General features: G+C 59.1%; 24 protein-coding genes. 12 read left to right on the top strand and 12 right to left on the bottom strand.

Annotated elements, in window-relative coordinates; all coding sequences use genetic code 11:
* The 3 genes from H2Z84_RS13795 to argS all read left to right on the top strand — a co-directional run bounded on the left by H2Z84_RS13795 (position 1) and on the right by argS (position 4,556).
* Positions 1-1,494: a DUF3138 family protein gene (locus tag H2Z84_RS13795; protein ID WP_181836479.1), complete on the top strand. Its 1,494-nt coding sequence runs from the start codon at positions 1-3 to the stop codon at positions 1,492-1,494.
* A 132-nt stretch (positions 1,495-1,626) separates the two neighbouring features.
* Positions 1,627-2,664, top strand: a complete 1,038-nt coding sequence (locus H2Z84_RS13790; RefSeq protein WP_181836478.1) for an MBL fold metallo-hydrolase — start codon at positions 1,627-1,629, stop codon at positions 2,662-2,664.
* A 173-nt stretch (positions 2,665-2,837) separates the two neighbouring features.
* Positions 2,838-4,556 carry an arginine--tRNA ligase gene (gene argS / locus H2Z84_RS13785; protein ID WP_181836477.1) on the top strand — a complete coding sequence of 573 codons (1,719 nt, stop codon included), beginning with the start codon at positions 2,838-2,840 and terminating at the stop codon, positions 4,554-4,556.
* A 72-nt stretch (positions 4,557-4,628) separates the two neighbouring features.
* On the opposite strand, the gene H2Z84_RS13780 is transcribed toward argS, so the two are convergent.
* The 5 genes from H2Z84_RS13780 to tyrS all read right to left on the bottom strand — a co-directional run bounded on the left by H2Z84_RS13780 (position 4,629) and on the right by tyrS (position 11,406).
* Positions 4,629-6,425, bottom strand: coding sequence for an aminopeptidase P family protein (locus H2Z84_RS13780; RefSeq protein WP_181836476.1), 1,797 nt, complete (start codon positions 6,423-6,425; stop codon positions 4,629-4,631).
* A gap of 162 nt (positions 6,426-6,587) precedes the next feature.
* Positions 6,588-7,949, bottom strand: a complete 1,362-nt coding sequence (locus H2Z84_RS13775) for a DEAD/DEAH box helicase (RefSeq protein WP_113023977.1) — start codon at positions 7,947-7,949, stop codon at positions 6,588-6,590.
* 363 nt (positions 7,950-8,312) lie between these two features.
* Entirely contained in the window at positions 8,313-9,101 is a 789-nt protein-coding gene (locus H2Z84_RS13770; RefSeq protein WP_181836475.1) for a hydroxypyruvate isomerase family protein, read from the bottom strand.
* Entirely contained in the window at positions 9,095-10,099 is a 1,005-nt protein-coding gene (locus H2Z84_RS13765; protein WP_181836474.1) for an NAD(P)-dependent oxidoreductase, read from the bottom strand. Before H2Z84_RS13765 ends, H2Z84_RS13770 begins: the two co-directional genes overlap by 7 nt.
* A 29-nt stretch (positions 10,100-10,128) precedes the next feature.
* On the bottom strand, positions 10,129-11,406 hold the full coding sequence (tyrS, locus tag H2Z84_RS13760; protein ID WP_181836473.1) for a tyrosine--tRNA ligase: 1,278 nt from the start codon (positions 11,404-11,406) through the stop codon (positions 10,129-10,131).
* 277 nt (positions 11,407-11,683) lie between these two features.
* On the opposite strand from tyrS, the gene H2Z84_RS13755 reads away from it, so the two are divergent.
* Positions 11,684-12,337, top strand: a complete 654-nt coding sequence (locus tag H2Z84_RS13755) for a cytochrome b/b6 domain-containing protein (protein WP_181836472.1) — start codon at positions 11,684-11,686, stop codon at positions 12,335-12,337.
* 64 nt (positions 12,338-12,401) lie between these two features.
* On the opposite strand, the gene H2Z84_RS13750 is transcribed toward H2Z84_RS13755, so the two are convergent.
* A complete protein-coding gene (locus tag H2Z84_RS13750; RefSeq protein WP_181836471.1) occupies positions 12,402-12,839 on the bottom strand; it encodes a c-type cytochrome in 438 nt (145 codons plus the stop codon).
* A gap of 95 nt (positions 12,840-12,934) precedes the next feature.
* Positions 12,935-13,375 carry a c-type cytochrome gene (locus H2Z84_RS13745; RefSeq protein ID WP_181836470.1) on the bottom strand — a complete coding sequence of 147 codons (441 nt, stop codon included), beginning with the start codon at positions 13,373-13,375 and terminating at the stop codon, positions 12,935-12,937.
* Positions 13,376-13,526: 151 nt separating this feature from the next.
* On the opposite strand from H2Z84_RS13745, the gene H2Z84_RS13740 reads away from it, so the two are divergent.
* Genes H2Z84_RS13740 through H2Z84_RS13715 form a run of 6 tightly spaced genes read left to right on the top strand, consistent with a single transcriptional unit; the run spans position 13,527 to position 17,602 of the window.
* Positions 13,527-13,961 carry a Fur family transcriptional regulator gene (locus tag H2Z84_RS13740; RefSeq protein ID WP_181836469.1) on the top strand — a complete coding sequence of 145 codons (435 nt, stop codon included), beginning with the start codon at positions 13,527-13,529 and terminating at the stop codon, positions 13,959-13,961.
* A complete protein-coding gene (locus H2Z84_RS13735) occupies positions 13,949-14,875 on the top strand; it encodes a CobW family GTP-binding protein (protein ID WP_181836468.1) in 927 nt (308 codons plus the stop codon). Before H2Z84_RS13740 ends, H2Z84_RS13735 begins: the two co-directional genes overlap by 13 nt.
* Positions 14,876-14,883: 8 nt before the next feature.
* Positions 14,884-15,090, top strand: coding sequence for a hypothetical protein (locus H2Z84_RS13730; RefSeq protein ID WP_181836625.1), 207 nt, complete (start codon positions 14,884-14,886; stop codon positions 15,088-15,090).
* Positions 15,087-15,830: a metal ABC transporter ATP-binding protein gene (locus H2Z84_RS13725; protein WP_181836467.1), complete on the top strand. Its 744-nt coding sequence runs from the start codon at positions 15,087-15,089 to the stop codon at positions 15,828-15,830. Before H2Z84_RS13730 ends, H2Z84_RS13725 begins: the two co-directional genes overlap by 4 nt.
* Positions 15,830-16,705 carry a metal ABC transporter permease gene (locus H2Z84_RS13720; RefSeq protein WP_181836466.1) on the top strand — a complete coding sequence of 292 codons (876 nt, stop codon included), beginning with the start codon at positions 15,830-15,832 and terminating at the stop codon, positions 16,703-16,705. The genes H2Z84_RS13725 and H2Z84_RS13720 overlap by 1 nt, the downstream gene beginning before the upstream one ends.
* 9 nt (positions 16,706-16,714) lie before the next feature.
* On the top strand, positions 16,715-17,602 hold the full coding sequence (locus tag H2Z84_RS13715; protein ID WP_181836465.1) for a metal ABC transporter substrate-binding protein: 888 nt from the start codon (positions 16,715-16,717) through the stop codon (positions 17,600-17,602).
* Positions 17,603-17,901: 299 nt separating this feature from the next.
* On the opposite strand, the gene msrB is transcribed toward H2Z84_RS13715, so the two are convergent.
* The 4 genes from msrB to H2Z84_RS13695 all read right to left on the bottom strand — a co-directional run bounded on the left by msrB (position 17,902) and on the right by H2Z84_RS13695 (position 21,652).
* The gene (gene msrB, locus H2Z84_RS13710) at positions 17,902-18,300 is read right to left on the bottom strand and encodes a peptide-methionine (R)-S-oxide reductase MsrB (RefSeq protein ID WP_103523146.1); all 399 of its coding nucleotides are present in this window, start codon (positions 18,298-18,300) and stop codon (positions 17,902-17,904) included.
* A gap of 67 nt (positions 18,301-18,367) precedes the next feature.
* Positions 18,368-19,003, bottom strand: a complete 636-nt coding sequence (locus tag H2Z84_RS13705) for a histidine phosphatase family protein (RefSeq protein ID WP_181836464.1) — start codon at positions 19,001-19,003, stop codon at positions 18,368-18,370.
* Positions 19,004-19,025: 22 nt separating this feature from the next.
* On the bottom strand, positions 19,026-20,393 hold the full coding sequence (locus H2Z84_RS13700) for a deoxyguanosinetriphosphate triphosphohydrolase (protein WP_181836463.1): 1,368 nt from the start codon (positions 20,391-20,393) through the stop codon (positions 19,026-19,028).
* Positions 20,394-20,482: 89 nt separating this feature from the next.
* A complete protein-coding gene (locus H2Z84_RS13695) occupies positions 20,483-21,652 on the bottom strand; it encodes a PQQ-dependent sugar dehydrogenase (RefSeq protein ID WP_181836462.1) in 1,170 nt (389 codons plus the stop codon).
* Between the two features lie 206 nt (positions 21,653-21,858).
* Here H2Z84_RS13695 and H2Z84_RS13690 point away from each other — a divergent pair, with 206 nt between their 5' ends.
* Positions 21,859-22,404: a hypothetical protein gene (locus H2Z84_RS13690; protein WP_181836461.1), complete on the top strand. Its 546-nt coding sequence runs from the start codon at positions 21,859-21,861 to the stop codon at positions 22,402-22,404.
* Between the two features lie 13 nt (positions 22,405-22,417).
* Here the strand turns inward: H2Z84_RS13690 and H2Z84_RS13685 are convergent, their stop codons facing one another.
* Positions 22,418-23,056, bottom strand: coding sequence for an Ivy family c-type lysozyme inhibitor (locus tag H2Z84_RS13685; RefSeq protein ID WP_181836460.1), 639 nt, complete (start codon positions 23,054-23,056; stop codon positions 22,418-22,420).
* Between the two features lie 560 nt (positions 23,057-23,616).
* Between H2Z84_RS13685 and pflB the strand changes: the two genes are divergently transcribed.
* Positions 23,617-25,875: a formate C-acetyltransferase gene (gene pflB, locus H2Z84_RS13680; RefSeq protein ID WP_181836459.1), complete on the top strand. Its 2,259-nt coding sequence runs from the start codon at positions 23,617-23,619 to the stop codon at positions 25,873-25,875.
* Positions 25,876-25,932: the final 57 nt, after the last annotated feature.

Genomic DNA, 25,932 nt, shown 5'->3' with positions numbered 1-25,932 from the left:
ATGAAGAAATTGTTGATCAGTGCACTGATCGCAGGTCTTCCCGGCGTAGCCATGGCCGATGCCAAGGGAGACGAGATCGCCAAGCTGAAGGCCCAGTTAGAGGCTTTGCAGGCGCAAATGCAGCAGTTGCAGAAAGCTGTGAATGCGGCAACTGCCGCCAAGGCCCCGGAGGCTGATGATGCCAATACCGAGCTGAAGCAGCGTGTGGCAGGCATGGAAATGAAGGTGGACAAGCTGACCACCGACGCCAGCGAAGGCCCGATTGCCGGCCTGAGCGTGACCGGCTACCTGGATCCGACCTATCTGTATAACCGCAGTGGCAAGAGCGCGGGCTTCCAGTTCGTTAACCACAATAGCGGTTATGCCTATACCAACAGCACCTTTGGCGATGTCTATCTGGACATCAAGAAAACCTTCGGGGTAGGCCCGATGGCACCGAGTGCTGAAATCAGTATCCTGCCTAATCGTGGTTCGGGTAATACCTTGCTGGATGGCGGTGGCACCAACAACATCATCAATACCGCGATGATCAATTTCCCGGTATCCGACACCACCCAGCTGGTGGCCGGCCTGATGAATAGTTTTGGTGGCTACGAAGTACAGCAGTCCAACCAGATGAACACCATTACCCATGGTCTGCTGTATGACTTCAGTGACCCGGGCAGCTATGTGGGTGCCGGCTTCAACTGGGCGCATGGTGCATGGGCCACCAAGTTCATGATTGCCAACGAGCAGTTCCGTACCTCGGCCAATTCGGTGGATACCAATAATGGCAAATCGGCCAATAACACCCCCAGTGTGACCGGCCGCTTTGATTACACCTGGAGTAGTGCGCTGGATATCGGCGGTTCGGCTAACGTTGGACGTCAGTCGCTGGTGGCACATACCGACGCCAGTGGTAATACCGACAAGACCTATGGCTACCAGGGTACGTCTAGCAACCCGTACAGCAATTACTACTTTGCCGAACTGGATGCCACCTACACCATGACCGATGGCGTGCTGAATGCCGAGCTGGATTATGGCCGGCAGAAACAGGCTGCCTGGAATGGTGGCGATGCCGTCTGGTATGGCTTCTCGCTGCTGGCCCATCAGAAGTGGAATTCTGACTGGTTCGGTCGCATGGGTGCCACCTTGCGTTACGACTACCTGAATGACAGTAAGAATGGTGGCGGCGGCGGTGGTATTGCTCTTTCCTCGGGTACGAATAGCGTGACCGGCGGAAATTACGCTGGTGTGGATGGCACTAACGGCTTTGGCATCTCCCAGGCTTGCTACAACGATAGCGTTGCCAATGGTGGTACCGGCACCGACTGCGCTGGCGCTACCCGCCAGGCTTTGACAGCAGCCTTGCTGTTCTACCCGACCGATCAGCTGACCCTGAAGATGGAATACCGCCACGACTGGGCTAATCGCGACGTGTTCCTGCGTAACGATGGCAACTATCGCAAGAGCAACGACATCTTTGCCGCCCAAGCTGTATACAGCTTTTGATTGCCTGACTGTTTCACCGCTCGAATGGCCTCCGCTGGAGGCCATTTTTCATGGTTTTCCCTTTTTCCGGTTTGACTTGGCAAAGCCGGGCCGGGGCGGCACACTCAGGGAATTGTTTTTATGGAATGCTTCATGTTCAGACGTCCTGACTGGCTGGCCTCGCTGTTCAACCGTGCACCGTATGTGGCAAAGCCGGCGGCGCGGCATCATGGCCCCGCTAGCTATCGCAATCTTTACCCTTTTACCCTGCCAACCCTGGGTAGCCTGTTGCACTGGAAGCTGTCGCAGTGGTGGCGTCCGCGACCGGATCACCGGCCGGAAATGGTCCCGCTGAGTAGCGGTGAGTCCGCCGCCCTGCGGGCCAACCGTCAACGTACCTCGGTGACCTGGCTGGGCCATGCCAGTAGTTTCATCCAGCTGTGCGGGCAGAATGTCCTGATTGATCCGGCGCTGTCGCCACGGGTATCGCCGTTTCGCCACCTGGGGCCAAAGCGGCAAGTGCCACTGCCGCTTGATTTGCCCGATCTGCCACGCATTGACCTGGTTTTGCTGACCCATCTGCATTACGACCATCTGGATTTTCCCACGCTCAAGCGGCTGGCGCAGCAGCCGGGCGGGGCGCCGGACTTCGTGGTGCCATTGGGAGTGGCGCGGGCCGTGCGTGCGGCTGGCGTGCCGGCCGAGCAGATAGTTGAGCTGGACTGGTGGCATGCGGTTGAGCGTGGTGCGTTGCGTGTGCTGCTGACGCCTGCGCATCACTGGAGCAATCGTGGCCCATGGGGTGACCTGAACAAGGCGCTGTGGGGCGGTTATCTGCTGGAAGGGGCGGGTTTGAAGATATGGTATCCCGGTGATACCGGTTATCAGGCCGAGCTGTTTCATGAAATCGGCCTGCATATCGGGCCGGTGGATTTTGCCCTGCTACCTATCGGGGCTTACGAGCCGCGCAAGGTCATGCGGGCGCAGCATGTCAATCCCGATGAGGCCGTGCGCATTTTCAAGCATGTTGCAGCGCGCAAGGCCTGGGCAGTGCACTGGGGCACCTTCATCCTGACCGACGAGCCGATACAGCAGCCGATGGCGGAACTGGCCATGGCCTTGCGTGAGCAGCAGATCAGTCCGGCCGATTTCATGTTGCCGGCCATCGGCGAAACCATCTGGCTTTCATAGTCCAGGGTGGGTGTGGTGCATGATGGCGGTATTTTGCCCCGGATTGGCGCACAAGACGCCATTTTGCTGCGATGCAAACATTGCCCCTCAGGGCAGGGGGGCATACAATCGACAGTGTTATTTTTTCGAAAACGAAGGCTTTTTTTCGTTTTCACAGCAATATGGGGCTATGCATGACTATTCTGCAATTGATCAATGAACGGGTACAGGCGGCGCTGAGCGCGGCCGGTGCGCCGGATGCGCCGGCGGTGATCCAGCCGGCTTCCAAGCCGGAATTCGGTGACTATCAGGCTAATGGCGTGATGGGTGCGGCCAAGGCGCTCAAGACCAATCCGCGCGAACTGGCGCAAAAGGTGGTGGCGGCGCTGGACTTGCAAGGCATTGCCGACAAGGTGGAAATCGCTGGTCCGGGTTTCATCAATATTCATCTAGCCCCTGAATATCTGGCCCGACGTAGCGAAGCTGCCCTGAAAGATGCGCGGCTGGGTATTACCCCGGTAGCGCCGCAGCGCGTGATGGTGGAGTATTCCTCGCCCAATCTGGCCAAGGAAATGCACGTAGGCCACCTGCGTTCTTCCATTATTGGTGATGCACTGGCGCGGGTGATGGAGTTTCTCGGTCACGATGTCGTGCGTGCCAATCATGTTGGCGACTGGGGTACCCAGTTCGGCATGTTGACCGCTTATCTGGTGGAAATCCGCCAGGCCGGCGACAACGCGCTGGAATTGTCCGATCTGGAAACCTTCTACCGCAATGCCAAGGTGCGCTTTGATGAAAGCGAAGAGTTCGCCGACCGCGCCCGTGACTATGTGGTGCGGCTGCAAGGCGGTGATGCCGAGGTGCTGAAGCTGTGGGCGCAGTTTGTCGACATTTCGCTTAAGCATTGCGAAGCGGTGTACCAGAAGCTCAATGTCGGCCTCAAGCGTGAGCACGTGCGTGGTGAATCCTCCTATAACGACGACCTGCCGGTCATCGTGGATGAATTGCGTGCCGCTGGCCTGCTGAGCGAAAGTGATGGCGCCGAGGTGGTATTCCTGGAAGAGTTCCGTACCCAGGATGACGAGCCGATGGGCGTGATCATCCGTAAGAAAGATGGTGGTTTCCTGTATACCACCACCGATCTGGGCGCGGTGCGCTACCGTCACAAGGTGCTGAATCTGGATCGCGTGATCTATGTGGTGGATGCGCGGCAGAGCCAGCATTTTGCCCAGATGTTCAGCATCTGTCGCAAGGCCGGTTTCGCACCGGAAAGCATGTTGCTGGAGCATGTCGGCTTTGGTGTGATGATGGGTGACGACGGCAAGCCGTTCAAGACCCGTTCTGGTGGCACCGTCAAGCTGATCGAGCTGCTGGACGAGGCGGAAGAGCGCGCCTATGCGCTGGTTTCGGAAAAGAACCCTGACCTGTCCGAAGCGGCAAGACGTGAAATCGCTGCCACTGTGGGCATCGGTGCGGTGAAATACGCCGACCTGTCGAAGAACCGCATGAGCGATTACATCTTCAACTGGGATACCATGCTGGCCTTCGAGGGCAATACTGCGCCTTATCTGCAGTATGCCTACACCCGTGTGCAGAGCGTGTTCCGCAAGGCAGAAAACGTGGATGCCAATGCGCCCATCGTGATCACCGAGCCGGCCGAGAAGCATCTGGCAGCGGCGCTGGCCCAGTTCGAAGACACCTTGCTGTCGGTGGCTGATGGCTGCTACCCGCATTATCTGTCCAACTATCTGTACCAGATCGCCACACTGTTCTCGCGCTTCTACGAAGCCTGCCCCATCCTGAAGAGCGAAGGTGAAGTGCGTGCCAGCCGCCTGCAGCTGGCGGCGCTGACCGGCAAGACGCTGAAGACTGGCCTGGATCTGCTGGGTATCAAGGTATTGGAAACCATGTAAACCGGTATTGCTGGCCGGACATGAAAAACGCCCTGAAATATCAGGGCGTTTTCTTTTGTGGCTGGCCGAGGCTCAAATCGCCTGAGTAGTGTGCAGCAGCCAGTCGCGAGCCGGGCCATCCATCAGGGGTAGCAGGCGGGTACGTACTTCCTGGTGATAGTGGTTCAGCCAGTCCACCTCTTGCCGTGACAGCAGGCTGTGCTCGATGCAGCGGGTGTCAATTGGGCAGAGGGTGAGGGTTTCGAAGCGCAGGAAGTCGCCAAAACCGTTCTGTTCGGCATCCACGTTCAGCACCAGATTTTCGATGCGCACCCCCCATTGGCCGGGGCGGTAAATGCCGGGTTCTACCGAGGTGATCATGCCTTCCTGCATTGCCATGCTGGGGTCTGACAGGCTACGTGAGATGGTTTGCGGGCCCTCATGCACATTGAGGAAATAGCCTACGCCATGACCGGTGCCGTGGCCGAAGTCGATATTGTGCTGCCACATCGGCGCGCGGGCCAGGGCGTCCAGCATCGGCGACAGGGTGCCGCGCGGAAAGTGGGCCATCGACAGATTGATGGTTCCCTTCAATACCAGGGTGAAGTCGCGCTTCTGCTCGCTACTGGGCGTGCCCACGGCCACTACGCGGGTGATGTCGGTGGTGCCGCCCAGATACTGGCCGCCGGAGTCGATCAGCAGCAGGCCGTCGCCGCTGATGGGGGAGTGTGCTTCGGCGGTGGCATGGTAGTGAGGCAGGGCGCCATTGGCATTGAAACCGGCAATGGTGGCGAAGCTGGGCGAGACAAAGCCGGGGCGGCGGGCGCGGGCGGCGGTGATCTGCTCGTCGATGGTCAGCTCGGTGATGGCCTCGCGATTGACCGAGTTTTCAAACCAGGCAAAGAACTCGCATAGCGCTGCGCCATCCTGCTCCATGGTGCTGCGCACCTGGGCGGCCTCGGCGGCGGTCTTGCGTGATTTGAGCATGGTGCTGGGGTTGATGGCGCTGATCACGGTGGTGTCTGTGGCAATTGCCTGGCGCAAGCCCAGCGTGATGCGACGCGGGTCGATCAGAATGCGGTCGCTGGCGCTCAGCTGGCTGAGTGCGTTCTTGGTCAGCTGGTAATCTGCCAGCTCAATGCCATCGGCGGCCAGTTCTGCACGCAGTGTGGCATCCAGCTTGCTGCTGTCGACGAACAATGTCGCTTGTTCGCTGCTGATCAGGGCGTGGCTGATGAAAACCGGGTTGTAGCTGACATCGGCCCCGCGCAGATTGAACAGCCAGGCGATGTCGTCCAGGGTGGAGATGAAGTGATGACTGGCAGCTGCCTGTTGCATGGCCTGACGTACGGCCAGCAGCTTGTCCGCACGACTGGTGCTGGCAAATGGCGCAGCGTGCGGGTAGATGGCGGCAACCGGCAGTGCCGGGCGTGCCTGCCAGATTTGCCCGACCAGATCGATATCGGTGCGCAGCTGCACGCCTTTGGCATGCAGGGCGGTTTGCAGGGCTTGTGCTGCGGCCAGGCTTAATACGTCACCGTCTACACTCAGTGTCTGGCCATTGCCCAGCTGCTGTGCCAGCCAGTCCAGATGCTGGGTGCTGGCGGCGGTCTGGATTTTCATCAGGCTGATGCTGCTACCCTGCAGCTCCTGTTCCGCTTGTTCCCAGTAGCGGCTGTCGGCCCACAGGCCGGCCTGGTCAAGGGTCACGATCAGCGTGCCCATCGATCCCTTGAAGCCGGATAGCCATTGGCGGGCCTGCCAGTGTGCGGGCAGGTATTCCGAAAGGTGGGGATCGGACGAGGGGATCAGACAGGCATCAATATGATGTTGCTGCATGGCCTGACGCAGTGCGCTCAGCCGTTGGGGAATGCTGGAGAGGGTGGTCATGCGAACTCCGATACGGGTAGTACGCCCATTCTGAGTGTGCTTGCCGTAATCTGACAAGCCAGTTTATACCGGTGCCTGCATGAGTTTTTTGAATGACAGCAATCGGGCAGGCAAGAAAAAAGGCGATCCGGAGATCGCCTTTTTCATGATGCTGCCTGATGTTTAGTCGGCGCGCTGGGTGCTGCGCTGGCCTTGGCTGGCGCTGGACGAACGCGGACCGCGCTTGTCGTAGCTGCTGCTGCCAGTGCCGCGGCCGTAGCCGCCTTCGCGACGCTCGCGACCATAACCATTGCCGGCGCTGCTGCTGCTGCCACGACGCTGGCCTTGGCCCTGAGCACCGTAACCACCCGGCTTGCCGTTGCGACGCGGGCCTTTCGGCGGGCGACGGGTCGGTTCCAGGCCTTCGATCACGCCTTCGGTGATCTGGCGCTTCAGGTATTGCTCGATACGGCGAACCTTGTGGAATTCTTTCGATTCCGCCAGGGTGATGGCAGTGCCATCGCGACCGGCACGACCGGTACGGCCGATACGGTGTACGTAGTCTTCAGCTTGCTTGGGCAGGTCGAAGTTCACTACGTGGGTGATGGTCGGTACGTCGATGCCGCGAGCAGCAACGTCGGTGGCAACCAGGATTTTGATACGGCCACGACGCAGGTCGTTCAGGGTACGGTTACGCCAGCTTTGCGGCATGTCGCCATGCAGGCAGGCGGCAGAGTAGCCCTGGTCGGACAGCTTGTCGGCCAGTTCTTCGGTGTAGGCCTTGGTCGCCGAGAAGATCACGCACTGGTCAAAACCCGATTCTTTCAGGATGTGATCCAGCAGGCGATGCTTGTGGTTCAGGTCGTCAGCGTACAGCAGATGTTCTTCGATGGTGCCGCCGGAGGTTTCGGTGCGGGCGATTTCGATGCGCTGCGGATCGCGGGTCATCTTTTCAGCCATGCGACCAACGGTGCCGTCCAGGGTGGCGGAGAACAGTACGGTCTGACGGGTTTCCGGGGTGGCCTTGACGATGGTTTCGATGTCATCGATGAAGCCCATGTCCAGCATGCGGTCGGCTTCGTCCAGCACCAGCATTTCCAGGCGGGAGAAGTCGATACGGCCGGAGCGCATGTGGTCCATCAGACGGCCCGGGGTGGCCACGATCAGGTCGATCGGGCGGGACAGGGCGCGGGTCTGGTAGCCGAAGGAAGCGCCGCCAACCAGGCAGGCGGTTTTCATCCAGCGCAGGTCCTTGCCGTATTCCAGGGCGTTCTTCTCAACCTGTTGGGCCAGTTCGCGAGTCGGGCACAGTACCAGAACGCGCGGACCTTGACCCTTGCCAGTGGAGCGCTCGGACAGCTTGGTCAGTGCCGGCAGCAGGAAGGCTGCGGTCTTGCCGCTACCGGTTTGGGCGGAAACCAGCAGGTCGCGGCCAGCGATGGCAGCGGGGATGGCTTCGGCTTGTACGCCGGTGGGCGAGGTGTAACCAGCAGTTTCGAGTGCGCGCAGAATGGTAGGGGCAATGCCCAGATCGGAGAAATGCATAATATCCTTTCAAACCGGAGTAGAGCCGGTGTCGCTTGGCCAGGAGATGTGGCGGTTAGCAGCCTCGTTTCAGAGGCTGTCGGTCATCGGCACCAACCTGTGCAAGCGGCGAACAGCAGTCCAGTCAAAAGAGACACTACGTGGACGAAGCCTGGAATATCGGTCAGGGACGATGAAGCATCACACCGGCAATGCTGCGAAACAGCTGCAAATACTGCCGGTGGAAATGGAAATCAGAAGGGTTGGCACTTTACGGTAAAATTAAAGCGTTTGCAAGCTGTTTTTGCAAAGTGCTTGGCTAAGTGATTGATTCACCGCCAGGTGATGTCGCAAAAAGAGAAAAATTGCATATTTCTGCAATATTCAGCCCTGCTGGCCATTCATGGCTTGCTTTGCCAGTAATGGCTGCAGCCATTGCACTGCACCATCGGTATCGCGATATTCCGCGCCACTCCAGTAGGGATAGGGCAGGCTGGCAAGCTGTGCGAACAGGGCGGCGAAATCCAGTGCGCCACTGCCCGGCGCACCGCGTCCCGGCACATCGGCAAACTGCAGGTGGCCGATACGCGGCCAGTGTTGCTGCAGCAATGGCTCCAGTGCTTCGTCCATGCGGGCCATGTGATAGAGATCGATCTGCCAGTAAAGATTGGCATGTGCTGGCAGTTGTTGCAGCTCGGCGGGCGTGCTGATGAGAAAGTCTGGCATGTCGTGGCGGTTGATGGCTTCCACGGTGCAGCGGATATGGTGCGGGGCCAGCGTGTCGGCTGCCAGTCGCAGATTGCCATGTAATACCGCGATGGCCTGTTCACGGCTGCAGCCGGCAGCCAGCCGCCCTGGCAGGATGTTGACGGCCTCCACATTCAGAGCGGTGGCGTAGTGCAGGCATTGCTGCAGTCCGGCGGCGAATTCTTCCTCCCGGCCCGGTGTGCCGGCCAGGCCACTGCCGCCTTGCATCAGGTCGCCGGCCGGGGCATTGATCAGTACCAGCTTGAGCTGATTCTCACCCAGCCATTGCTGTAGTTGCTGCACGCTGTGTTCATAAGGAAACTGGATTTCCACTGCCTGAAAGCCTGCCGCACGGGCTGCGGCAAAGCGCTGCGGCCAGGGCAGGTGGGCAAACAGCATGCTCAGATTGGCCGATAATTTCAGCATGGGGCTTGCTCCTGCTCCTGATAAAGATGAATGACGCTGCTCAGGTCTGCGTTGCTATGGCCTTGTGCCGCATGCAGTCGCATCAGCTGGCTGGCCAGTGCAGCCAGCGGGGTGGCGGACTGGCTTTGTTTGGACAGCTGGCCGGCGTTGTCCAGGTCTTTCAATAGGGTGGTGACCTTCCATTGCACCGGCTCGGCCTGCCGTGCCGCCATGCGCGGGGCCAGGATTTGCAGTGGCAGCGAGTCGGCAAAGCCACCAGCGAGTGCCGGAGCCAGCAGGCTGGCATCCACGCCATTGTTTTCTGCCAGCGCCACTGCCTCGGCAATCAGCATGGCATTGGCCGCCACGATCAGCTGGTTGCAGATCTTGGTCACCTGTCCGCTGCCCACCTCGCCCATGCGGGTAATACGCTGCGCCAGCGGCTGTAGTGCCTGGCTGGCCCGGCGGATGTCCTGTTCGCTGCCGCCCGCCATCACCACCAGCGTGCCTTGCGTCGCGCCATTGACGCCGCCGGATACCGGCGCATCCACCCAGCTGGCACCCTGTTGCTTGACCAGTGCTGCGCAATGACGGGTGGTGTCGGGGTCGATGCTGGACAGGTCGATGATGAGCTGCCCGGCACGCAAGGCAGGCTCTAACTGAGTGACGACGCTTTGCACCGCCGTGGCATCGGCAATGCACAGCATCAGGATGTCGCTGCTGGCTGCCAGCTCCACCAGCGAAGTGGTAGTTTGCATGCCCTCGGTGCGAGCCTGCTCCAGCTTGTCAGTCGAGCGGTTCCAGACAGTGAGCGGGAAGCCGGCAGCCTGTAGCCGGCGGCACAGGGGCAGGCCCATCAGGCCCAGGCCAATAAAACCGATTCTTTCCATGGTGCTAGCCTTTGCGGACAATGGATGATGGCGAAATTCTAGTGGTATGGCCGTCGCAGCGTCGAGCCTTGCGGTAATGGCATGAAAAAACGGCCCGTCTGCAAGAGCAGAAGAGGGCCGCCGTGGCATTGCCCGACGAATCGGGCATCAGGCCGGAATCAGGCCTGCCACTCGATCAGGGCGTAGTTCTTCTTGCCGCGCTTGAGCAGGCTGTAGCGGCCAAACAGGCGGTCTTCGGCAGTAAAGCGATGCTCGATGCTGTCGGCTTTGTTGCCATTGATGCTGACCGCGCCGCTCTGAATAAAGGTGCGGGCTTCGCTTTTGGATTTGGCCAGGCCGCCATTGGCCACGGCGTCGATCAGGCTGTCGTCGGCACTGTTCAGTACAAAGTGCGGCAGGCCGTCCTGTGCCAGTTGGGCGAAGTCGTCTTCGGTCAGGCTGGACAGGTCATTGCTGAACAGGCTCTGGGTGATGCGCTGGGCAGCAGCCAGGGCGGCTTTGCCGTGTACCAGTTCGGTGACCTGTTCGGCCAGGATGCGCTGGCCTTCCGGCTTGCCTTCGCGCACCTTGTCGGCCTCTTCGATGGCGGCAATGTCGGCTACCGACAGGAAGCTGAAGTAGCGCAGGAATTTGTACACATCGGCATCGGCCGTGCCCAGCCAGAACTGGTAGAAGGCGTAGGGCGAGGTTTTGCGTGCGTCCAGCCAGATGGTGCCGGATTCGGTCTTGCCGAATTTGGTGCCATCAGACTTGGTGACCAGCGGCATGGTGAGGCCGAATACTTGCTGCTGGTTCAGGCGACGGGTGAGGTCGGTGCCGGCAGTGATATTGCCCCATTGGTCGGAGCCGCCAATTTGCAGCTTGCAACCCAGGCGGCGGTTCAGTTCGGAGAAGTCGTAACCCTGCAGCAGGCTGTAGGAGAACTCGGTGTAGGAAATGCCTTGATCGTCGCGGCTGATACGCTGTTGCACCGCTTCTTTCTTGATCATGGCATTGACCGAGAAGTGCTTGCCGATGTCGCGCAGGAATTCCAGCGCGCCCATGCCGCCAAACCAGTCGTAATTGTTGGCCATTACCGCAGCGTTATCGCCTTCAAAGGACAGGAAGGGTGATACCTGAGCGCGGATTTTTTCTACCCAGCCTTCGATGATGTCCGGGGTGTTCAGTTTGCGCTCGGTGGCCTTGAAACTGGGGTCGCCAATCATGCCGGTGGCACCGCCAACCAGGGCAATGGGGCGATGGCCGGCTTGCTGGAAACGCTTGAGCATCAGGATGGGAACCAGGCTGCCGATGTGCAGGCTGTCAGCGGTGGGGTCGAATCCGCAATACAGGGTAAGCTGTTCCTTGGCCAGCAGTTCGGACAGGGCAGCGGCGTCTGTGGTTTGCGCGATCAGGCCGCGGGCCTCCAGATCTTCCATCAGTGAAGCTTGGGTCATTACATTCTCCAACTCAATGCGTGAAAACACAGCCGCAGTGGGCTGTCAGTGCGGTAGCCGGCATCCGCTCCGGGCAGGGCTGGCTGCGCTGGGGCGGGCGGCGAAAGGGTTAATACTACCCGAAAAGTGCGAATTTTTGGATCCGAAACCGGCAAATAGCCTGGTTTGGGCGGTATCGACATCAGGGTATTAACAGAGATTAAGGACTCAGGAGTAGGCAGTACCGTACGGGCTGGTTACACTTTTCACTTTGGATAATTGCCGAGCGAGGGAGACGATGGTGCAGATGATCAAGGTGTGGGATGCCCCGACGCGGTTTTTTCACTGGACGCTGGTGGCATTGTTTGCCGGCATGTGGTTTAGCGGTGAGCAGGGCGGTGACTGGCTGCGTTACCACGTGCTGTGCGGCGAGGCCGTGGCGGCGCTGCTGCTGTTTCGCCTGATCTGGGGTGTGGTCGGCAGCGAAACCGCTCGTTTCAGCCAGTTCATCAAAGGCCCTGCGGCCATTCGTCGCTACCTGAAAGGCGAAGGAGACGGGAAACAGCTAGGACACAATCCCTTGGGCGGCCTGATGGTGGTGGCTTTGCTGACTGTGCTGTTATTGCAAGTGGCCAGTGGCTTGTTTGCCAGCGATGTGGACAGCTATACCTTCGATGGCCCGTTGGCCAAGCTGATTGCCAGTGGCTTGTCCGAATCGATTACCGGTTTTCACAAATTGCTGTTCAACTTCATCCTGCTGCTGGTGGCCATGCATGTGGCGGCCATTGTGGCATACCGGGTGTTAAAAAAGCAGAATCTGGTCAAGCCGATGCTGACCGGTTATCAGCAGGTGGCTGGCGATGTGTCGCCGCTGCGTTTCCGTTCCGGACTGGTGGCGGTACTGGCCTTGCTGGCCGCGGGCGGCGGTGTTTTCCTGCTGACCCGCTTGTAAATGGCAGCGTGTGAACCATAAAAAAGCCCTGCAGCGCAGGGCTTTTTTCATTGTGGATTGCTGCTTATTTTTCCGGGCCACGGAAGCTGTCGTGACAGGCCTTGCAGCTTTGTGCCACTACGCCATAGCTCTTCTTGATGCTGGCGAGGTCGCCATTGTGGGCGGTGCTGTCCAGGTCGCTGACCGCTTTCAGGAAGGTATCGCGGGCTGTCTGGAATTTTGCTGGCTGGCTCCAGATCTCCGGCTTGGCGCGGCTCTTGGCATCAATGCTGCCTGCCGGGAAGTGATTGAACGGCTCGCCGGCAGTCTGCTTCAGTGCATCAGCCATGACGATGAATTTGGCTTTGTTATAGGGATCGCGATCACGCACCACCATGCCCATGGGCTCGAAGGCGCGCAGCACCTTCTTGAAGCTTTGAGTGCGGATTTCGGCGGGCGAGTCGGCCATGGCAGCCGGAATGGCCAGTGCGGCAAGCAGCAGGGCGGTAACAGTCTGTTTCATGTGGGCGCTACGGTGGTTGGAACTGCGTTGTGAGGAGGCTTCATAAAAAAAGTTCAGCGGATTCGCTGAACTTTTCTGATCAAGTCCTGATTTTATCAGTCTTTGCGGAAGCCGTCGTGGCAGCTCTTACAGGTTTTTTGCACTGCACCAAACTGATTCTTGATGCTGGCTACATCGCCGTTGGCGGCTACTTGCTTCAGTTTGCCGGTTTCGGCCTTGAAGTTGTCGACAGCCTTGGTCCAGTCAGCAGCCTTGCTCCAGATTTCTGCCTTGGCGTCGGTCTTGTGCTTGGCCTGACCGCTGGCGCTGCCTGCCGGGAAATGCTGCCATGGCTGTTGGGCGATTTCGTCCAGATGCGCGGCCAGTTTGCTGAATTCATCCTTGTTGAAGGCATCGCCCTTCACCATCTTGCCCATGGCTGCGGCATCTTTCTTGAATTGCTTGAAGATGGTTTGCCGTGCGACGACCGGATCATCTGCGGCAAAGACCGGGCTGGCCAGTAGGGCGCAAAGGCTGAGCATGAGGATTTTTTTCATGTGGGCTCCTTGGTGAGGGTGGCTGCCAGGAATGTCGGCAGACCAACAGGCTAACATGACTGTCATGCTGGAAATACCCACGAAGTGTTAATGGTTGTATCAATGTGATGTTATACAGTAACATGCTGTCAATTATGACGGGAATGGGCCTATGAACAGCAATCAATATCTGCAGGCGGCCGAGCTGCACTGCGAGCAGCGTGGCTGCAAGCTGACTGCGCTGCGCAAGCAGGTGCTGGAACTGGTGCTGCGCCACGAGGGCGTGGTGAAGGCCTACCAGGTGTTGGCTGACCTGCAAAAAGAGCGCGGTGCGGCGGCACCGCCCACCGTATATCGCGCATTGGATTTTCTGGTAGAGCAGGGATTGCTGCATCGGGTGGATGCGCTGAATGGCTTTATCGTTTGTGACCATTTCGAGTGTCAGCACGAAAGCATGATTCTGGTATGCGAAACCTGCGGCAAGGTGCAGGAGGTCGATGTGATGGCGGCGCTGAACGGTTTGCGCGATGTCGCACAGGCTGCCGACTTCACCCTGAGTCACCAGAACCTGATGCTGACCGGACTTTGCAAGGTATGTCGAGTATGAAAAAGACCATCGTCAATCTGTTTACCGGCTTTCTTGGTGTGGGTAAAACCACGGCGTTGCGCCACCTGATTGCGACCCGTCCGGCCACGGAAAAATGGGCGGTGATTGTCAATGAATTCGGTGAGGTTGGCATCGATGGTGCCGCCTTGATGAACGACGAACTGCCCGTGGCGGAAATTGCCGGCGGTTGTCTGTGCTGTGTGGCAGGCCCGCAAATGACGGCCACCGTCGCCACCCTGTTGCGGCGAGAGCGGCCAGACCGTTTGCTGATCGAGGCCAGCGGGCTGGCGCATGCTGCCGGCGTCATCGACGAGCTACGCGCCAAGCCGCTGGGCGATGCACTGGAAGTGGGCGCGGTGCTGACGCTGGTTGATCCGCGCCAGTTTGTCAGCCCCGACTACCTGCGTCAGCCACTGTACCGTGACCAGGTAGCCATTGCCGACGTGCTGGTGGCCAACAAGACCGACATGGCCGATGTGGAAACGCTGGAAGCCTTCCGCGCCCAGGCGGGCAAGCTGTTTCCACCCAAGTCGGTGGTGGCCGAGGTGCGTGATGGCCTGCTGGATGTGAGCTGGCTGGATGCCGCTGTCACCCTCAAACCGCGCTATCGACCAGCAATTACCGCCGATAGCGGCAGTGGCTGGGATTCTGCTGGCTGGACCTTCTCGCCAGAGCAGGCTTTCAGCGGTGAAAAACTCACCGATTTCTTTGACTCCTTGCCCAAGCTGCTGCCGGGATTGGTCAGGGCCAAGGGCGTGTTCAAGGTGCTGGACAGCTGGGTGTGGCTGAACTGGGTGGAAGGGCAGTGGAGTGCCAGCCAGGTGTCGTGGCGGCGTGACAGCCGATTTGAACTGATTGCCCCGGCACTGGATAACGCAAAAGTGGAGGCGGCCTTGCAGGCCTGCTTTGAGTAAGCGAATAGATGAAACATCAACATTCAAACGATGATGCGCAGCACGATCACGCACATCATCACGGCGCGGCAGCCCATCAGCATCTGACGGCGGCCAATCTGCGTCCGCCGGTCAGCCTGCTGGCCATGTCGGCCTGGCAGCGTCTGGCGCTGGCCTTGCTGGTGCTGGCCGGTTTGTGGGGCGTGGTGCTGTGGGCCTTGCAGGAGGCCGCATGACAGTCATTCTCGACAATCTGACGGTATCTTATCAGCGCCATCCTGCGGTCCACCATGTCAGCGGCAGCTTTGTCGCCGGGGATGCCACGGCCATTTTCGGGCCGAATGGTGCCGGCAAGAGCACCTTGCTCAAGGCCATGATAGGCGCACTGACGCCCGACTCCGGTCATGCTCGTCTGCAAGGCTTTGCCCGCCAGGATATTGCCTATCTGCCACAGCAGTCGGAAATCGACCGCTCGCTGCCGGTCAGCGTGCTGGATCTGGTGGCTACCGGGCTGTGGCATCGCACCGGGCCGTTTGGCAAGGTGGGCCGTGCCGGGCTGGGGCAGGCCATGGATGCGCTTGAACAAGTGGGGCTGGCGGATTTTGCCCCACGTGCCATTTCTGCGCTGTCCAGCGGGCAATTTCAGCGTGTGCTGTTCGCGCGCATCCTGCTGCAGGATGCCCGGCTGATTCTGCTGGATGAGCCGTTTACTGCTATGGATGCCAAGACCACCTTCGATTTGCTAGAGCTGGTACGGCGCTGGAAAGAAGAAGGTCGTACCATCATTGCCGTGTTGCACGACTACGAACAGGTGCGGGCCTATTTTCCGCACACCCTGCTGCTGGCACGGGAAGTGGTGGCCTGGGGGCGCACCGAGCAGGTGCTGACCGATGCCAATCTGAAACGTGCGGTGGATACCGCAGCCCACTGGCAGGACCGCGCTACGGTCTGCCAGGTCGACGGGGTCAATGTCTGATGCAACACCTGTATGACTTGTTGATTGCTCCTTTTGTGGATTTCGCCTTCATGCGCCGTGCGCTGGCAGGTTGCCTGGCGCTATCGCTGGGCAGTGGTCCCATCGGCCTGTTTCTGGTGATGCGCCGCATGAGTCTGATGGGTGATGCCATGAGCCATGCCGTGCTGCCCGGTGCGGCGGTGGGGTTCATGCTGGCGGGTCTCAGTCTGCCGGCCATGAGCCTGGGCGGTTTTGTTGCCGGGGTGCTGGTCGCTGTGCTGGCTGGTCTGGCCACCCGTTTTGCCGGTATCAAGGAAGACGCCAGTTTTGCGGCTTTCTACCTGTTGTCGCTGGCTATTGGCGTGCTGCTGGTGTCCAAGAGCGGCAGCAATGTAGACCTGATGCACATCCTGTTCGGCTCGGTACTGGCGGTGGACGACGCGGCACTTTATCTGGTGAGCGGGGTGGCTTCGGTTACCTTGATCAGCCTGGCCTTTATCTATCGGCCCATGCTGTTGGAAAGCCTGGATCCGGTATTCCTGCGCTCGGTGGGCGCGCGCGGCGGCTTGTGGCATATGGCTTTCCTGATGCTGGTGGTGCTGAATCTGGTTTCCGGCTTCCAGGCGCTGGGTACGTTGATGGCGGTCGGCCTGATGATGCTGCCGGCGATCACAGCACGGCTGTGGTCGGAGTCGGTGGAGGGCATGCTGGTCATGGCGGTGAGCGTGGCTTTTGTCAGCGGCATGGCTGGTTTGCTGCTGTCCTACCACTTCGAACTGCCGTCCGGCCCCGCCATTATTCTGGTGGCTGGCCTGTTCTATCTGTTTTCCCTGCTGTTCGCTCCGGCGGGCGGTGCCTTACCGCGCTATATCCGTGCGCGGCATTTTGAATCCTGAGGAGATGGCATGAAAAAAAGCCTGTTTGGCTTGTTGCTGCTGAGCCTGCCGGCCTTTGCGCTGGCGGCGAAGCTGCCGGTGGTGGCCAGTTTCAGCATTGTTGGCGATATGGCCCGTGAAATCGGTGGTGATCGGGTGGATGTGGTGTCGCTGGTTGGCCCGGATCAGGATGCCCATGTGTTTCAGCCATCCCCTGCTGATGTGAAGAAGCTGTCGGCCTCCCGGCTGTTTGTCACTAACGGTCTGGGGCTGGAAGGCTGGATGGGGCGCCTGACCAAGGCTTCCAGTTTCAAGGGCGTACTGGTCGAGGCAGGTAAAGGGATCAAAACCCGCATGGCGCCGGAAGAAGAGGGTGAGGCGCATGGTCATGATGCGGTTGACCCGCACGCCTGGCACGACCCGCAACGGGTACAGGTGTATATCCGCAATATCACGGCCGGCCTGATCAAGGCCGATCCGCAAGGTAAGGCCGATTACACCCGCCGCGCGACGGAGTTTGCGGCCAAGGTCAAGCAGCAGGACGACTGGGCAGCCAAAGAATTTGCGGCTATTCCGGCGGCCAAGCGCAAGATGCTGACCTCGCACGATGCCTTCGGCTATCTGGGTGAGCGTTATGGCATCAAGCTGCTGGCCATCCAGGGGGTGAGTACTGAGGCTGAGGCTTCGGCCAAGGGTGTGGCACAGCTGGTGCGGCAGGTGCGGCAGGAAAAGGTCAGTGCCGTCTTCATGGAGAACATGACCGACAAGCGTTTGCTGGAGCAGCTGACCCGCGAAGCCAAGGTAAAAATTGGCGGCGAATTGTATGCCGATGCGCTGTCCAAGCCCAGTGGCCCGGCTGGCGATTACCTCAAGCTGTTTCACTACAATGTGGAAACCATCCTGAAGTCGATTCGCTGACCCTTGCTGCCTGCGTATCATGTAAAAAGCCGTCGCACCATTGCGACGGCTTTTTTTTAGCATTTTCACAGAATCATGGGCGCTTGAAATAAACGTCAGTAGTGAGAACGGCGGTACAGGGTAAGCTGTTTGCGCGTCCAAACCGTTTATCCACACTGCCGTTTTCATGTCAGGTAATTATGCTCAGCCTCTTCTCTGGGGAAGGCTTTAGTGTTATTCGCTTCCAGCACTCGTCGGCACTGTGATATGGGCTACCGCTTGAAGGGGGTAGGCCAAGCGTGGTGGCCGGGTCCATTTGCTTATGGTTTGGGGCTAAAGCTCAGGCACACCGAATTGATGCAATAGCGCTCGCCGGTCGGTTCCGGGCCGTCGGGAAAGACATGGCCCAGGTGGGCATCGCAGTTGGCGCAGCGCACTTCCACGCGGATCATGCCATGCGAGGTATCGCGCAGGCGGGTGATACGTTCGCCGGCGGCTTCTTCCCAGAAGCTGGGCCAGCCACAGCCAGCGTCGAACTTGCTAGCGGAATGAAAGAGCAGGCTGCCACAGCAGATGCAGTGATAGTCACCCTGTTCGGTGCGTTGGTAGTGTTCGCCGCTGAAAGGACGCTCGGTTCCACCCTGGCGGGCGACGCGATATTGCTCGGGGCTGAGGCGGGCGCGCCATTCGGCGTCGCTGTGCTGTTCGGGCGTGCTCATGGTTTTTCCTTTGGCTGATTGCTGTCAGTCTGTCGCGGCATGCTGGCGAATCTGTCGCTTGTCGCGTTCAGACTTCATCCAGGCTGTCATCCAGATGCGCCTGATCCGCCCATTTTTCAATGTGCCAGTTGCCGCCCTGATAGCTCACCCAGTTCAGCGCCGCATTGGGAATGGGAAAATCGCGGGCGCCACTCAGCCCTTTGCCGCTGGCGGTGCGGTAGATCATTTCCAGTACGCCGCCATGGCTGACTACCAGAATCTGTTGTCCGGCATATTGCTCGGCCAGTTGCTGCATGCAGTGCATGATGCGTTGCTGGAAAGCCAGCAGGCTTTCGCCGCCCTGTAGGTCGAAATGCAGGTCACGTTCCTGATGCAGCCGGTAAACGTGCGGGATATGTTCGCGTGCTTCGTCGAAAGTACGCCCCTGGAAAGCGCCGTAATGGCGCTCCTTCAGCTCCCGGTGAGTTTGCAAGGGCAGGTCAAGCCGCTGGCTGATGGCGGCGGCAGTCTGGCGGGCACGGGTCAGTTCGCTGACATGCAGGGCGGCAAATTGCAGTTGCTGGCGCAGCAGGGCATTGGCCAGCCGCTCGGCCTGGGCCATGCCCTGCTGGTTGAGCGGGATGTCCAGATGGCCTTGCAGACGGCGTTCACGGTTCCAGTCGGTTTCACCATGGCGAATCAGGCAGAAGCGGGTGGTGTGCATGGAGGTGTCCGAATTGGGTTGATTACAGGATACCGACGCCGGAAATTTCCCGCGCCAGGTTGGCCGCGTAGTTGTCGGTCATGCCGCCAACGAAATCCAGCACCTTCATATAGGCTTGGTACAGGTTGTCATCTGGCTTGATGTGCTGTTCCAGCAAGCCCATCGCCAGGTGCTGGCGCGGCGAGAGCTGTTCGGCACCTTTGGTGATGTAGGCATGTACGGCCGGGACCAGCACATCCAATATGGTGGCCATGCAGGGGTAGGAGGCCAGTTCGGTCACCAGCTTGGTGCGGTGGCGGTAGACCTTGTTGCTGGCCAGCTCCTTGGCCTGGATCAGTGCCTCTTGTACTTCGGCGTCGGTCAGGTTGATCAGGTCTTTGGCGGGGAATTCTCCGGCCAGCAGCGAGTTGTGATGCAGCATGAATTTTTGGGCCACTTCCGCCACGCAGCGACCGATGGCGATGCCGCGCAGTGTGGCACATTTCTGCTTGACGTCGTGGATGTCCCATACCCGCTCGTATTCGGTAAAGCGGGCAAACAAGCGCTCGAACTCGTGTACGTCGAGAATGCCGATTTCCACAGCGTCTTCCAGATCGAGGATGGCATAGCAGATGTCGTCCGCCGCCTCCATCAGGTAGGACAGCGGATGGCGGCCCCATTCCAGCTGGCCTTTGCGCGGCAGGCGCAGTTCTTCGGCGATGCGCTCGAAGTAGGGCAGTTCGGTGCGGTAGATATTGAATTTGTCACGTGCCAGGGCTTTGGGGGCGTCTGATGTCCACGGATATTTGATCAAGGCACCCAGTGCGGCAGCGGTCAGCCGCATGCCGCCCTCGTGGCTGTACATTTCCAGTGTGGCCAGCATGCGCAGGCCGTGGGCATTGCCTTCGTAGGTCTGTACATCGCGCTGTTGGGCGGCATCCAGCGTTTGCAGGAAGTGGGCGTTGCGACTGTCGCGGAACCAGTCACGCAGCGCGTCTTCGCCAGTGTGGCCAAAGGGCGGGTTGCCAATATCGTGCGCCAGGCAGGCTACCTGCACCACCGCACCAATGTCGAATGGGCCATAACCGGCGGGCATCACGCCGGCGTGCTGCATCATCACCCCCACGCGGTTGCCCAGGCTGCGCCCGACGCTGGCTACTTCCACGCTGTGGGTCAGGCGGTTATGGGTATGGTCGTTCTGTGCCAGCGGGTGGACCTGGGTTTTGCGGCCCAGCCGGCGAAAGGCGCTGGAAAACACCACCCGGTCGTGGTCGATGTGAAAATCGCTGCGCAGGCCGGCACTGCCTTCATCGGTGGCTGGAGTGTGGGTTGGCTTGATTTCCCCCTGTACCACCTTGAAACGTTGGGTGGACAGCAAGGCTGTCCATTGCTGCTGCTGAGTCTGGTTCATGGCCGGCCTGCAAAAACGGGATGGATTGATGATAGGGGCTTTGTTGCGGTGCGGGAAGCTGCTGGAGCGGCAATTTCATGTGCGCTACTTTACTGCACGGCATACAGGCGGATGACCTGGCCGTGACGGTCATCGGTCAGATAAAGCGCACCATCGTTCCCCACGCGTATTTCTACCGGCCCGCCTGGGCCTTTGCTGTCTTTCCAGTTGCTGATCAGTTCCAGCGGCTTGCCCTTGGGCAGGCCTTGCTTGTCCACCGGATAAGCCATCAGCCGGTGGCCGTGCTGACGATAGCCATGGAAACCGACAATCAGCCAGCCGGCAAAGCGTGGCGGGGCTTGCGGGGATAGCCACCATGTCAGCCCCAGTGGCGCGGCATGGGCGGGCAGCAGCAGATAGGGAGGCTGGGTATTGCGGCAGTCGTGGCTAGGAAACTCCGGAGCGGCCAGCTGCTTGTCATAGCAGAAGGGCCAGCCATAGTGCTGGCCGGCCTGCAGCAGATTCAGCTCGTCGTGTGGCAATTCATTGTCATTGGGCAGCTTCATTTTCAATTGAATGGCGTCGCGGCTGTTTTCTGCCTGTAAGACAATGCCGCTGGCCGGGTGCACACCCAGAGCCATGCTGTTGCGCAGGCCACGGGCAAAGACACCCAGATCGCTGACCTTGCCATCTTTGTCCAGGTGGTAACGCCAGACCACCCCAGCTTTATCCTGCTCGCTTTCCGGGCAGCGCTGCGCCGCCTGTTCGGCTGGGCTGGCGTTTTCGCAATTGTCCGATGAGCTGCCGATGTTGACGTACAGATCACCATTGCCTGTCAGGGCAAAGGTGGTGAGCGGGTGACGCTGGCGCAAAGGCAGGGTGGCCACGGTTTCGCGCTCATCTGGCCGCTCTGGCGTAAAGCGGACAATGCGCCCGACTTCACCAACATAGATCTTGCCATCCGGCCCCTGTACCACTCCGTGTGGGCGGTCAAAGCCTTTGGCTACCACGCTTTGCTGCCAGCCGTTTGCGCTGGAGGCCAGTTGTAACAGCCGGCCTTGCGCAGCATCCCAGCGCACCATTTCTGTTACCAGCAGGTTCCCATTAGGCAATATGGTCAGTCCGCGTGGCATTTTCAGGCCGTGGGCAATCACTTCGGCGCACAGGCCGGGCAGGGTTTGCAGACCAGCCGCTTGTAGTCTGACACACTGGGCGCTTGCCTGCGCTGGCAGATAAAACATTAGCAGTACGCTCAGGCAGGCAAGGCGGAACGTGGGCATGGCTTGGCCTTTCACTAGTACCGGGGGTTGGTGGCATTACGGGGCTGGTTTGCCTGGCTGCAACGGCAGCTGGCTGGCAGATTTTACTTGGCAGATTCTGACATGTTTGGCTGTCCGGTGGGGTGTGCTCTGGCGAGATATGGCTTGCCGTGATTAAAATAGTAAATGATAATCATTGCTATTAACTTGCAATAAGGAGGCGGCTTATGCTGTGGTCCATCATCCAGCTTGCCGGGGTGTTCATCATGCTGCTGACGCGGCTGGCTTATCGTCCATTATTGCAGCAGCGTAATGCCATGGTGGTGGGGCAGTGCATTCTGCGCTGGCCGGTTCTGACCGGCATGCTATTAGTGCCGTTGCTGGCTGCCTGCAGTGGTTGGCAGCGCTGCTTGCCGCTTGAGCTGCCGCCACTGGCCGCAGCAGTCGGTAGCTTGTTGCTGGCCTATGCCTGCTGGTTGTTCTGGCGCAGCCAGCATGATTTGCTATTGCAACCAGTCGGAACGCTGCAGTGCCAGGGTGGCGTCTATCAACGCATCCGCCATCCGCTATATGCGGCGCTATGGCTGGCTGCGCTGGCGCAGCTGTTGCTATTGCAGGATGGCGTGGCTGCCAGCGGCATGCTGGCCTTGCTGCTGAGCTATCGGGGCAGCGTGCGGCGTGAAGAAGGTGAAATGCTGCACCGCGCTGGCAATGCCTATCGCTTATATATGGAGAAAACCGGCCGTTTGTGGCCGCGTGGGCTGGCGGCCTGAGTCGCTGCTTGACTCAGGGCTGGCTGGCCAGATTGCTCAGCATGGTGTTGATTTCTGCCGGGCGGTATAGCGGTGGGCCGCTGCGATAAATGCGCAGCTTGCCCTGTTCGATCAAGCCGACTTCCAGCTGTTTGCTCGATGGGTCCAGCAGCAGATAGGCCATCTCCTCGCCACCCTGATGCGGTTTGTTGCCGCTGACAAACAGTAGCTGGTCTTTTCCTAGCGGACTGCTGACCTGCATGTTTTGCAGGAATACCGGCATCTTCTTACCCAGTAGCTGGTGGAGTGCGTCAGCTACCACGCCTTTTTGATACAGTCCGATATCCGCCGGATAGCTGCCGACTTTTGTTTCCAGCTGCTGCCATTGCAAGGCATTGGCTGATTTTTCCATTCCCTGTTGCACGGCTGATACTGCCAGGCCCAGCGCCGGATTATCGGCCACCAGCTGGGCGGCCTGCTGTTTGGCCTCACCAGCAGCGGCACTAGCCTGTTGGCGCAGCGTTGCCAGAGGTGTGCTGGCATCACCCAGCGTGGCATGTGCCGTACTGATGGCGGCGGAGGCGGCCTGCTGTGCTGCTTCATTCTGTTGCTGGGTACAGGCGCTGACTGCGAACAGGCTGGCTAGTAGGGTGGCAAGGTGAAATTTGTTCATGATTATTTCCAATACTGTACTCAAGTACAGAGTGCTCGGTTACTGCTTGGTTCCCCTCTGCTGTTTTTGCTTACTGGCTGCAGCATTTTGTGGCTGCCCATCGTGGTTCACGCTGGCTGTACGGTATCGGGCGGGTTTGTTGCTCAGTGAAGTAGTAAAATTACGTAACGGACATTGCAGGTCTGGTGGTTGAGATTGATATGTAAAATTCAATGTTTGAAAACGAACATTTTTAGTTTGTATTTGCGAGCGCATCGCTGATCTGTGATGGCGCTGGTGGCAATGACTTGCTGCTGAATGGTTGTGTCGTTACTGCGGCGTATGCTGTGGTTATATTGAATTTATAGATTATAAAAATAATTATCTTGTTGAAAAACAAGAAGAAAACTTCTGGTTTGGATGCGGAATTATCAGGTGCTTGGCGATGCGTACTGGTAGAATGTACGGCTTCGATGATCGGCCGTGGCGGAGTTTGATTTACATCAATAAGTCATTTTCGATAGTGAATGTAGTATTGTTTCTGCAGGGATAAGTTTCGGACTTCAATTCAGGAGGTAGTCATGGAAGCGATTGCTCACAATGCCGTACAGGCCGACCCATGGCGGGGCTTTACTGCCGGTAACTGGCAAACCCATGTCGATGTACGTCAATTCATTCAGCTGAATTATCGGCCCTTTACCGGCGATGCCACTTTCCTGGCCGGTGCCAGCGAACGCACCCGCAAGCTGTGGGATGTGCTGGGTGAGCTGCTGCGCCAGGAGCGGGAAAAGGGTGTGCTGGATGTATCGGCTGATCGTGCTACCTCCATCACCGCGCATGACGCCGGTTATATCGACCAGTCGCTGGAGCTGATTGTCGGCCTGCAAACCGATGCGCCGCTCAAGCGCGCCATCATGCCCAATGGTGGCTTGCGCATGGTGGAAAGCGGACTGGCCGCTTATGGCTTCGAGCTGGATCCGGTGATCAAGGAAATCTGGGGAAAATACCGCAAGAGCCATAACCAGGGCGTGTTCGATACCTATACCCCCGATATTCTGGCCGCACGTAAGTCCGGCATCATTACCGGCCTGCCGGATGCCTATGGTCGTGGTCGCATCATCGGCGACTATCGCCGTGTAGCGCTGTATGGCACGGATTTTCTGCGCAAGGAACGTCAGCAGCTGTTCCACGAGCTGGACGATGCGGTGTTCACCGAGGACGTGCTGCGTCAGCGTGAAGAGTTGTCCGAACAGTTCCGTGCGCTGGATGAGTTACGTCAGATGGCGGCCAAGTACGGCTTTGACATCAGCCGGCCGGCGGTCAATGCCTGTGAGGCAGTACAGTGGACCTACTTTGCCTATCTGGCTGCAGTGAAAGAACAAAATGGCGCAGCCATGTCGCTGGGCCGTATCGCCACCTTCCTCGACATCTATATCGAGCGCGACCTGGCAGCTGGTGCGCTGAGCGAAGAACAGGCGCAGGAGCTGATTGATGATCTGGTGATCAAGCTGCGCATCGTGCGCTTCCTGCGCACCCCGGAATACGATCAGCTGTTCTCCGGCGACCCGACCTGGGTGACCGAGTCCATCGGCGGCATGGGTGAAGATGGCCGTACCCTGGTGTCGAAAAATAGCTTCCGCTTCCTCAATACCCTGTACAACCTGGGGCCGGCACCGGAGCCGAACCTGACCGTGCTGTGGTCCACCGCACTGCCGCAGGGCTTCAAGGATTTCTGCGCTCAGGTCTCTATCGATACCAGCTCGATCCAGTACGAAAACGATGACAATATGCGCCCGCTGTGGGGCGATGATTACGGTATCGCCTGCTGTGTATCGGCCATGCGCATCGGCAAGCAGATGCAGTTCTTTGGTGCGCGAGCCAATCTGGCCAAGGCCATGCTGTATGCCATCAATGGCGGCGTGGACGAAAAGAGCGGGGCGGTGGTGGCCTCGGGCTTTGTGCCGATCACGGCCGATGTGCTGGATTTTGACGAAGTCATGGCCAAGTTCGACAAGATGATGGACTGGCTGGCCTCGACTTATGTCAAGGCGCTCAACTGCATTCACTACATGCATGACAAATATGCTTACGAGCGTATCGAAATGGCGCTGCATGATCGCGACATCCTGCGCACCATGGCCTGCGGTATTGCCGGTCTGTCGGTGGCGGCGGATTCGATGTCGGCCATCAAGCATGCCCGCGTGCATGTCATCCGCAACGAAGCCGGCCTGGCGGTGGACTACCGCATCGAGGGCGACTATCCGGCCTATGGCAACAACGATGATCGCGTCGACAGCATGGCAGTGTGGCTGACCGAAACCTTCATGAACAAGATCAAGGCCCAGCCGTATTTCTACCGTCATGCCACGCCAACCCAGTCGGTGCTGACCATCACATCCAATGTGGTGTACGGCAAGAAAACTGGCAATACGCCGTGCGGTCGCCGTGCCGGCGAGCCATTTGCGCCAGGTGCCAATCCGATGAACGGCCGCGATGTGCACGGTTTTGTGGCTGCTGGTGCTTCGGTGGCCAAGCTGCCTTACTCCGCTGCGCTGGATGGTATCAGCTGGACGGCATCGGCTACCCCGGATGCGCTGGGACACACCGCACAAGATCGCATCTCCAACCTGTCGCATTGCCTGGATGGCTTTGCTGCAGCCGGTGGTTTCCACGTCAACGTCAATGTGTTCCGGCGCGAGACATTGCTGGATGCCATGGAGCACCCCGAGCTGTATCCGCAGCTGACGATCCGGGTGTCCGGTTATGCGGTCAACTTCGTCAAGCTCACCCGCGAGCAGCAACTGGATGTGATTAATCGTACCTTCCACGCCAGCCTGTAATCGCGCTGTCAGCCCGCTCGCCGACCATGGTCGCCGGGCGGGTTTTTCATGTCAGGA

This window comes from Aquitalea aquatica (genome assembly GCF_013911085.1).
Taxonomy (GTDB): Bacteria; Pseudomonadota; Gammaproteobacteria; order Burkholderiales; family Chromobacteriaceae; genus Aquitalea; species Aquitalea aquatica.
The sequence above is the reverse complement of the archived record's forward strand: the minus strand, read 5'-3'. Positions and strand labels throughout refer to the sequence as shown.

Coding starts and splice junctions, on each gene's coding strand:
- H2Z84_RS13795 (WP_181836479.1), top strand. CDS start 1: ATGAAGAAATTGTTGATCAGTGCACTGATCGCAGGTCTTCCCGGCGTA.
- argS (WP_181836477.1), top strand. CDS start 2,838: ATGACTATTCTGCAATTGATCAATGAACGGGTACAGGCGGCGCTGAGC.
- H2Z84_RS13720 (WP_181836466.1), top strand. CDS start 15,830: ATGCAACACCTGTATGACTTGTTGATTGCTCCTTTTGTGGATTTCGCC.
- H2Z84_RS13695 (WP_181836462.1), bottom strand. CDS start 21,652: ATGCCCACGTTCCGCCTTGCCTGCCTGAGCGTACTGCTAATGTTTTAT.
- H2Z84_RS13705 (WP_181836464.1), bottom strand. CDS start 19,003: ATGCACACCACCCGCTTCTGCCTGATTCGCCATGGTGAAACCGACTGG.
- H2Z84_RS13745 (WP_181836470.1), bottom strand. CDS start 13,375: ATGAAAAAAATCCTCATGCTCAGCCTTTGCGCCCTACTGGCCAGCCCG.
- H2Z84_RS13780 (WP_181836476.1), bottom strand. CDS start 6,425: ATGACCACCCTCTCCAGCATTCCCCAACGGCTGAGCGCACTGCGTCAG.
- H2Z84_RS13790 (WP_181836478.1), top strand. CDS start 1,627: ATGTTCAGACGTCCTGACTGGCTGGCCTCGCTGTTCAACCGTGCACCG.
- msrB (WP_103523146.1), bottom strand. CDS start 18,300: ATGAGCACGCCCGAACAGCACAGCGACGCCGAATGGCGCGCCCGCCTC.
- H2Z84_RS13755 (WP_181836472.1), top strand. CDS start 11,684: ATGGTGCAGATGATCAAGGTGTGGGATGCCCCGACGCGGTTTTTTCAC.
- H2Z84_RS13770 (WP_181836475.1), bottom strand. CDS start 9,101: ATGCTGAAATTATCGGCCAATCTGAGCATGCTGTTTGCCCACCTGCCC.
- tyrS (WP_181836473.1), bottom strand. CDS start 11,406: ATGACCCAAGCTTCACTGATGGAAGATCTGGAGGCCCGCGGCCTGATC.
- H2Z84_RS13775 (WP_113023977.1), bottom strand. CDS start 7,949: ATGCATTTCTCCGATCTGGGCATTGCCCCTACCATTCTGCGCGCACTC.
- H2Z84_RS13765 (WP_181836474.1), bottom strand. CDS start 10,099: ATGCCACGGCGGCCCTCTTCTGCTCTTGCAGACGGGCCGTTTTTTCAT.
- H2Z84_RS13725 (WP_181836467.1), top strand. CDS start 15,087: ATGACAGTCATTCTCGACAATCTGACGGTATCTTATCAGCGCCATCCT.
- H2Z84_RS13735 (WP_181836468.1), top strand. CDS start 13,949: ATGTCGAGTATGAAAAAGACCATCGTCAATCTGTTTACCGGCTTTCTT.
- H2Z84_RS13690 (WP_181836461.1), top strand. CDS start 21,859: ATGCTGTGGTCCATCATCCAGCTTGCCGGGGTGTTCATCATGCTGCTG.
- pflB (WP_181836459.1), top strand. CDS start 23,617: ATGGAAGCGATTGCTCACAATGCCGTACAGGCCGACCCATGGCGGGGC.
- H2Z84_RS13750 (WP_181836471.1), bottom strand. CDS start 12,839: ATGAAACAGACTGTTACCGCCCTGCTGCTTGCCGCACTGGCCATTCCG.
- H2Z84_RS13685 (WP_181836460.1), bottom strand. CDS start 23,056: ATGAACAAATTTCACCTTGCCACCCTACTAGCCAGCCTGTTCGCAGTC.
- H2Z84_RS13730 (WP_181836625.1), top strand. CDS start 14,884: ATGAAACATCAACATTCAAACGATGATGCGCAGCACGATCACGCACAT.
- H2Z84_RS13715 (WP_181836465.1), top strand. CDS start 16,715: ATGAAAAAAAGCCTGTTTGGCTTGTTGCTGCTGAGCCTGCCGGCCTTT.
- H2Z84_RS13740 (WP_181836469.1), top strand. CDS start 13,527: ATGAACAGCAATCAATATCTGCAGGCGGCCGAGCTGCACTGCGAGCAG.
- H2Z84_RS13700 (WP_181836463.1), bottom strand. CDS start 20,393: ATGAACCAGACTCAGCAGCAGCAATGGACAGCCTTGCTGTCCACCCAA.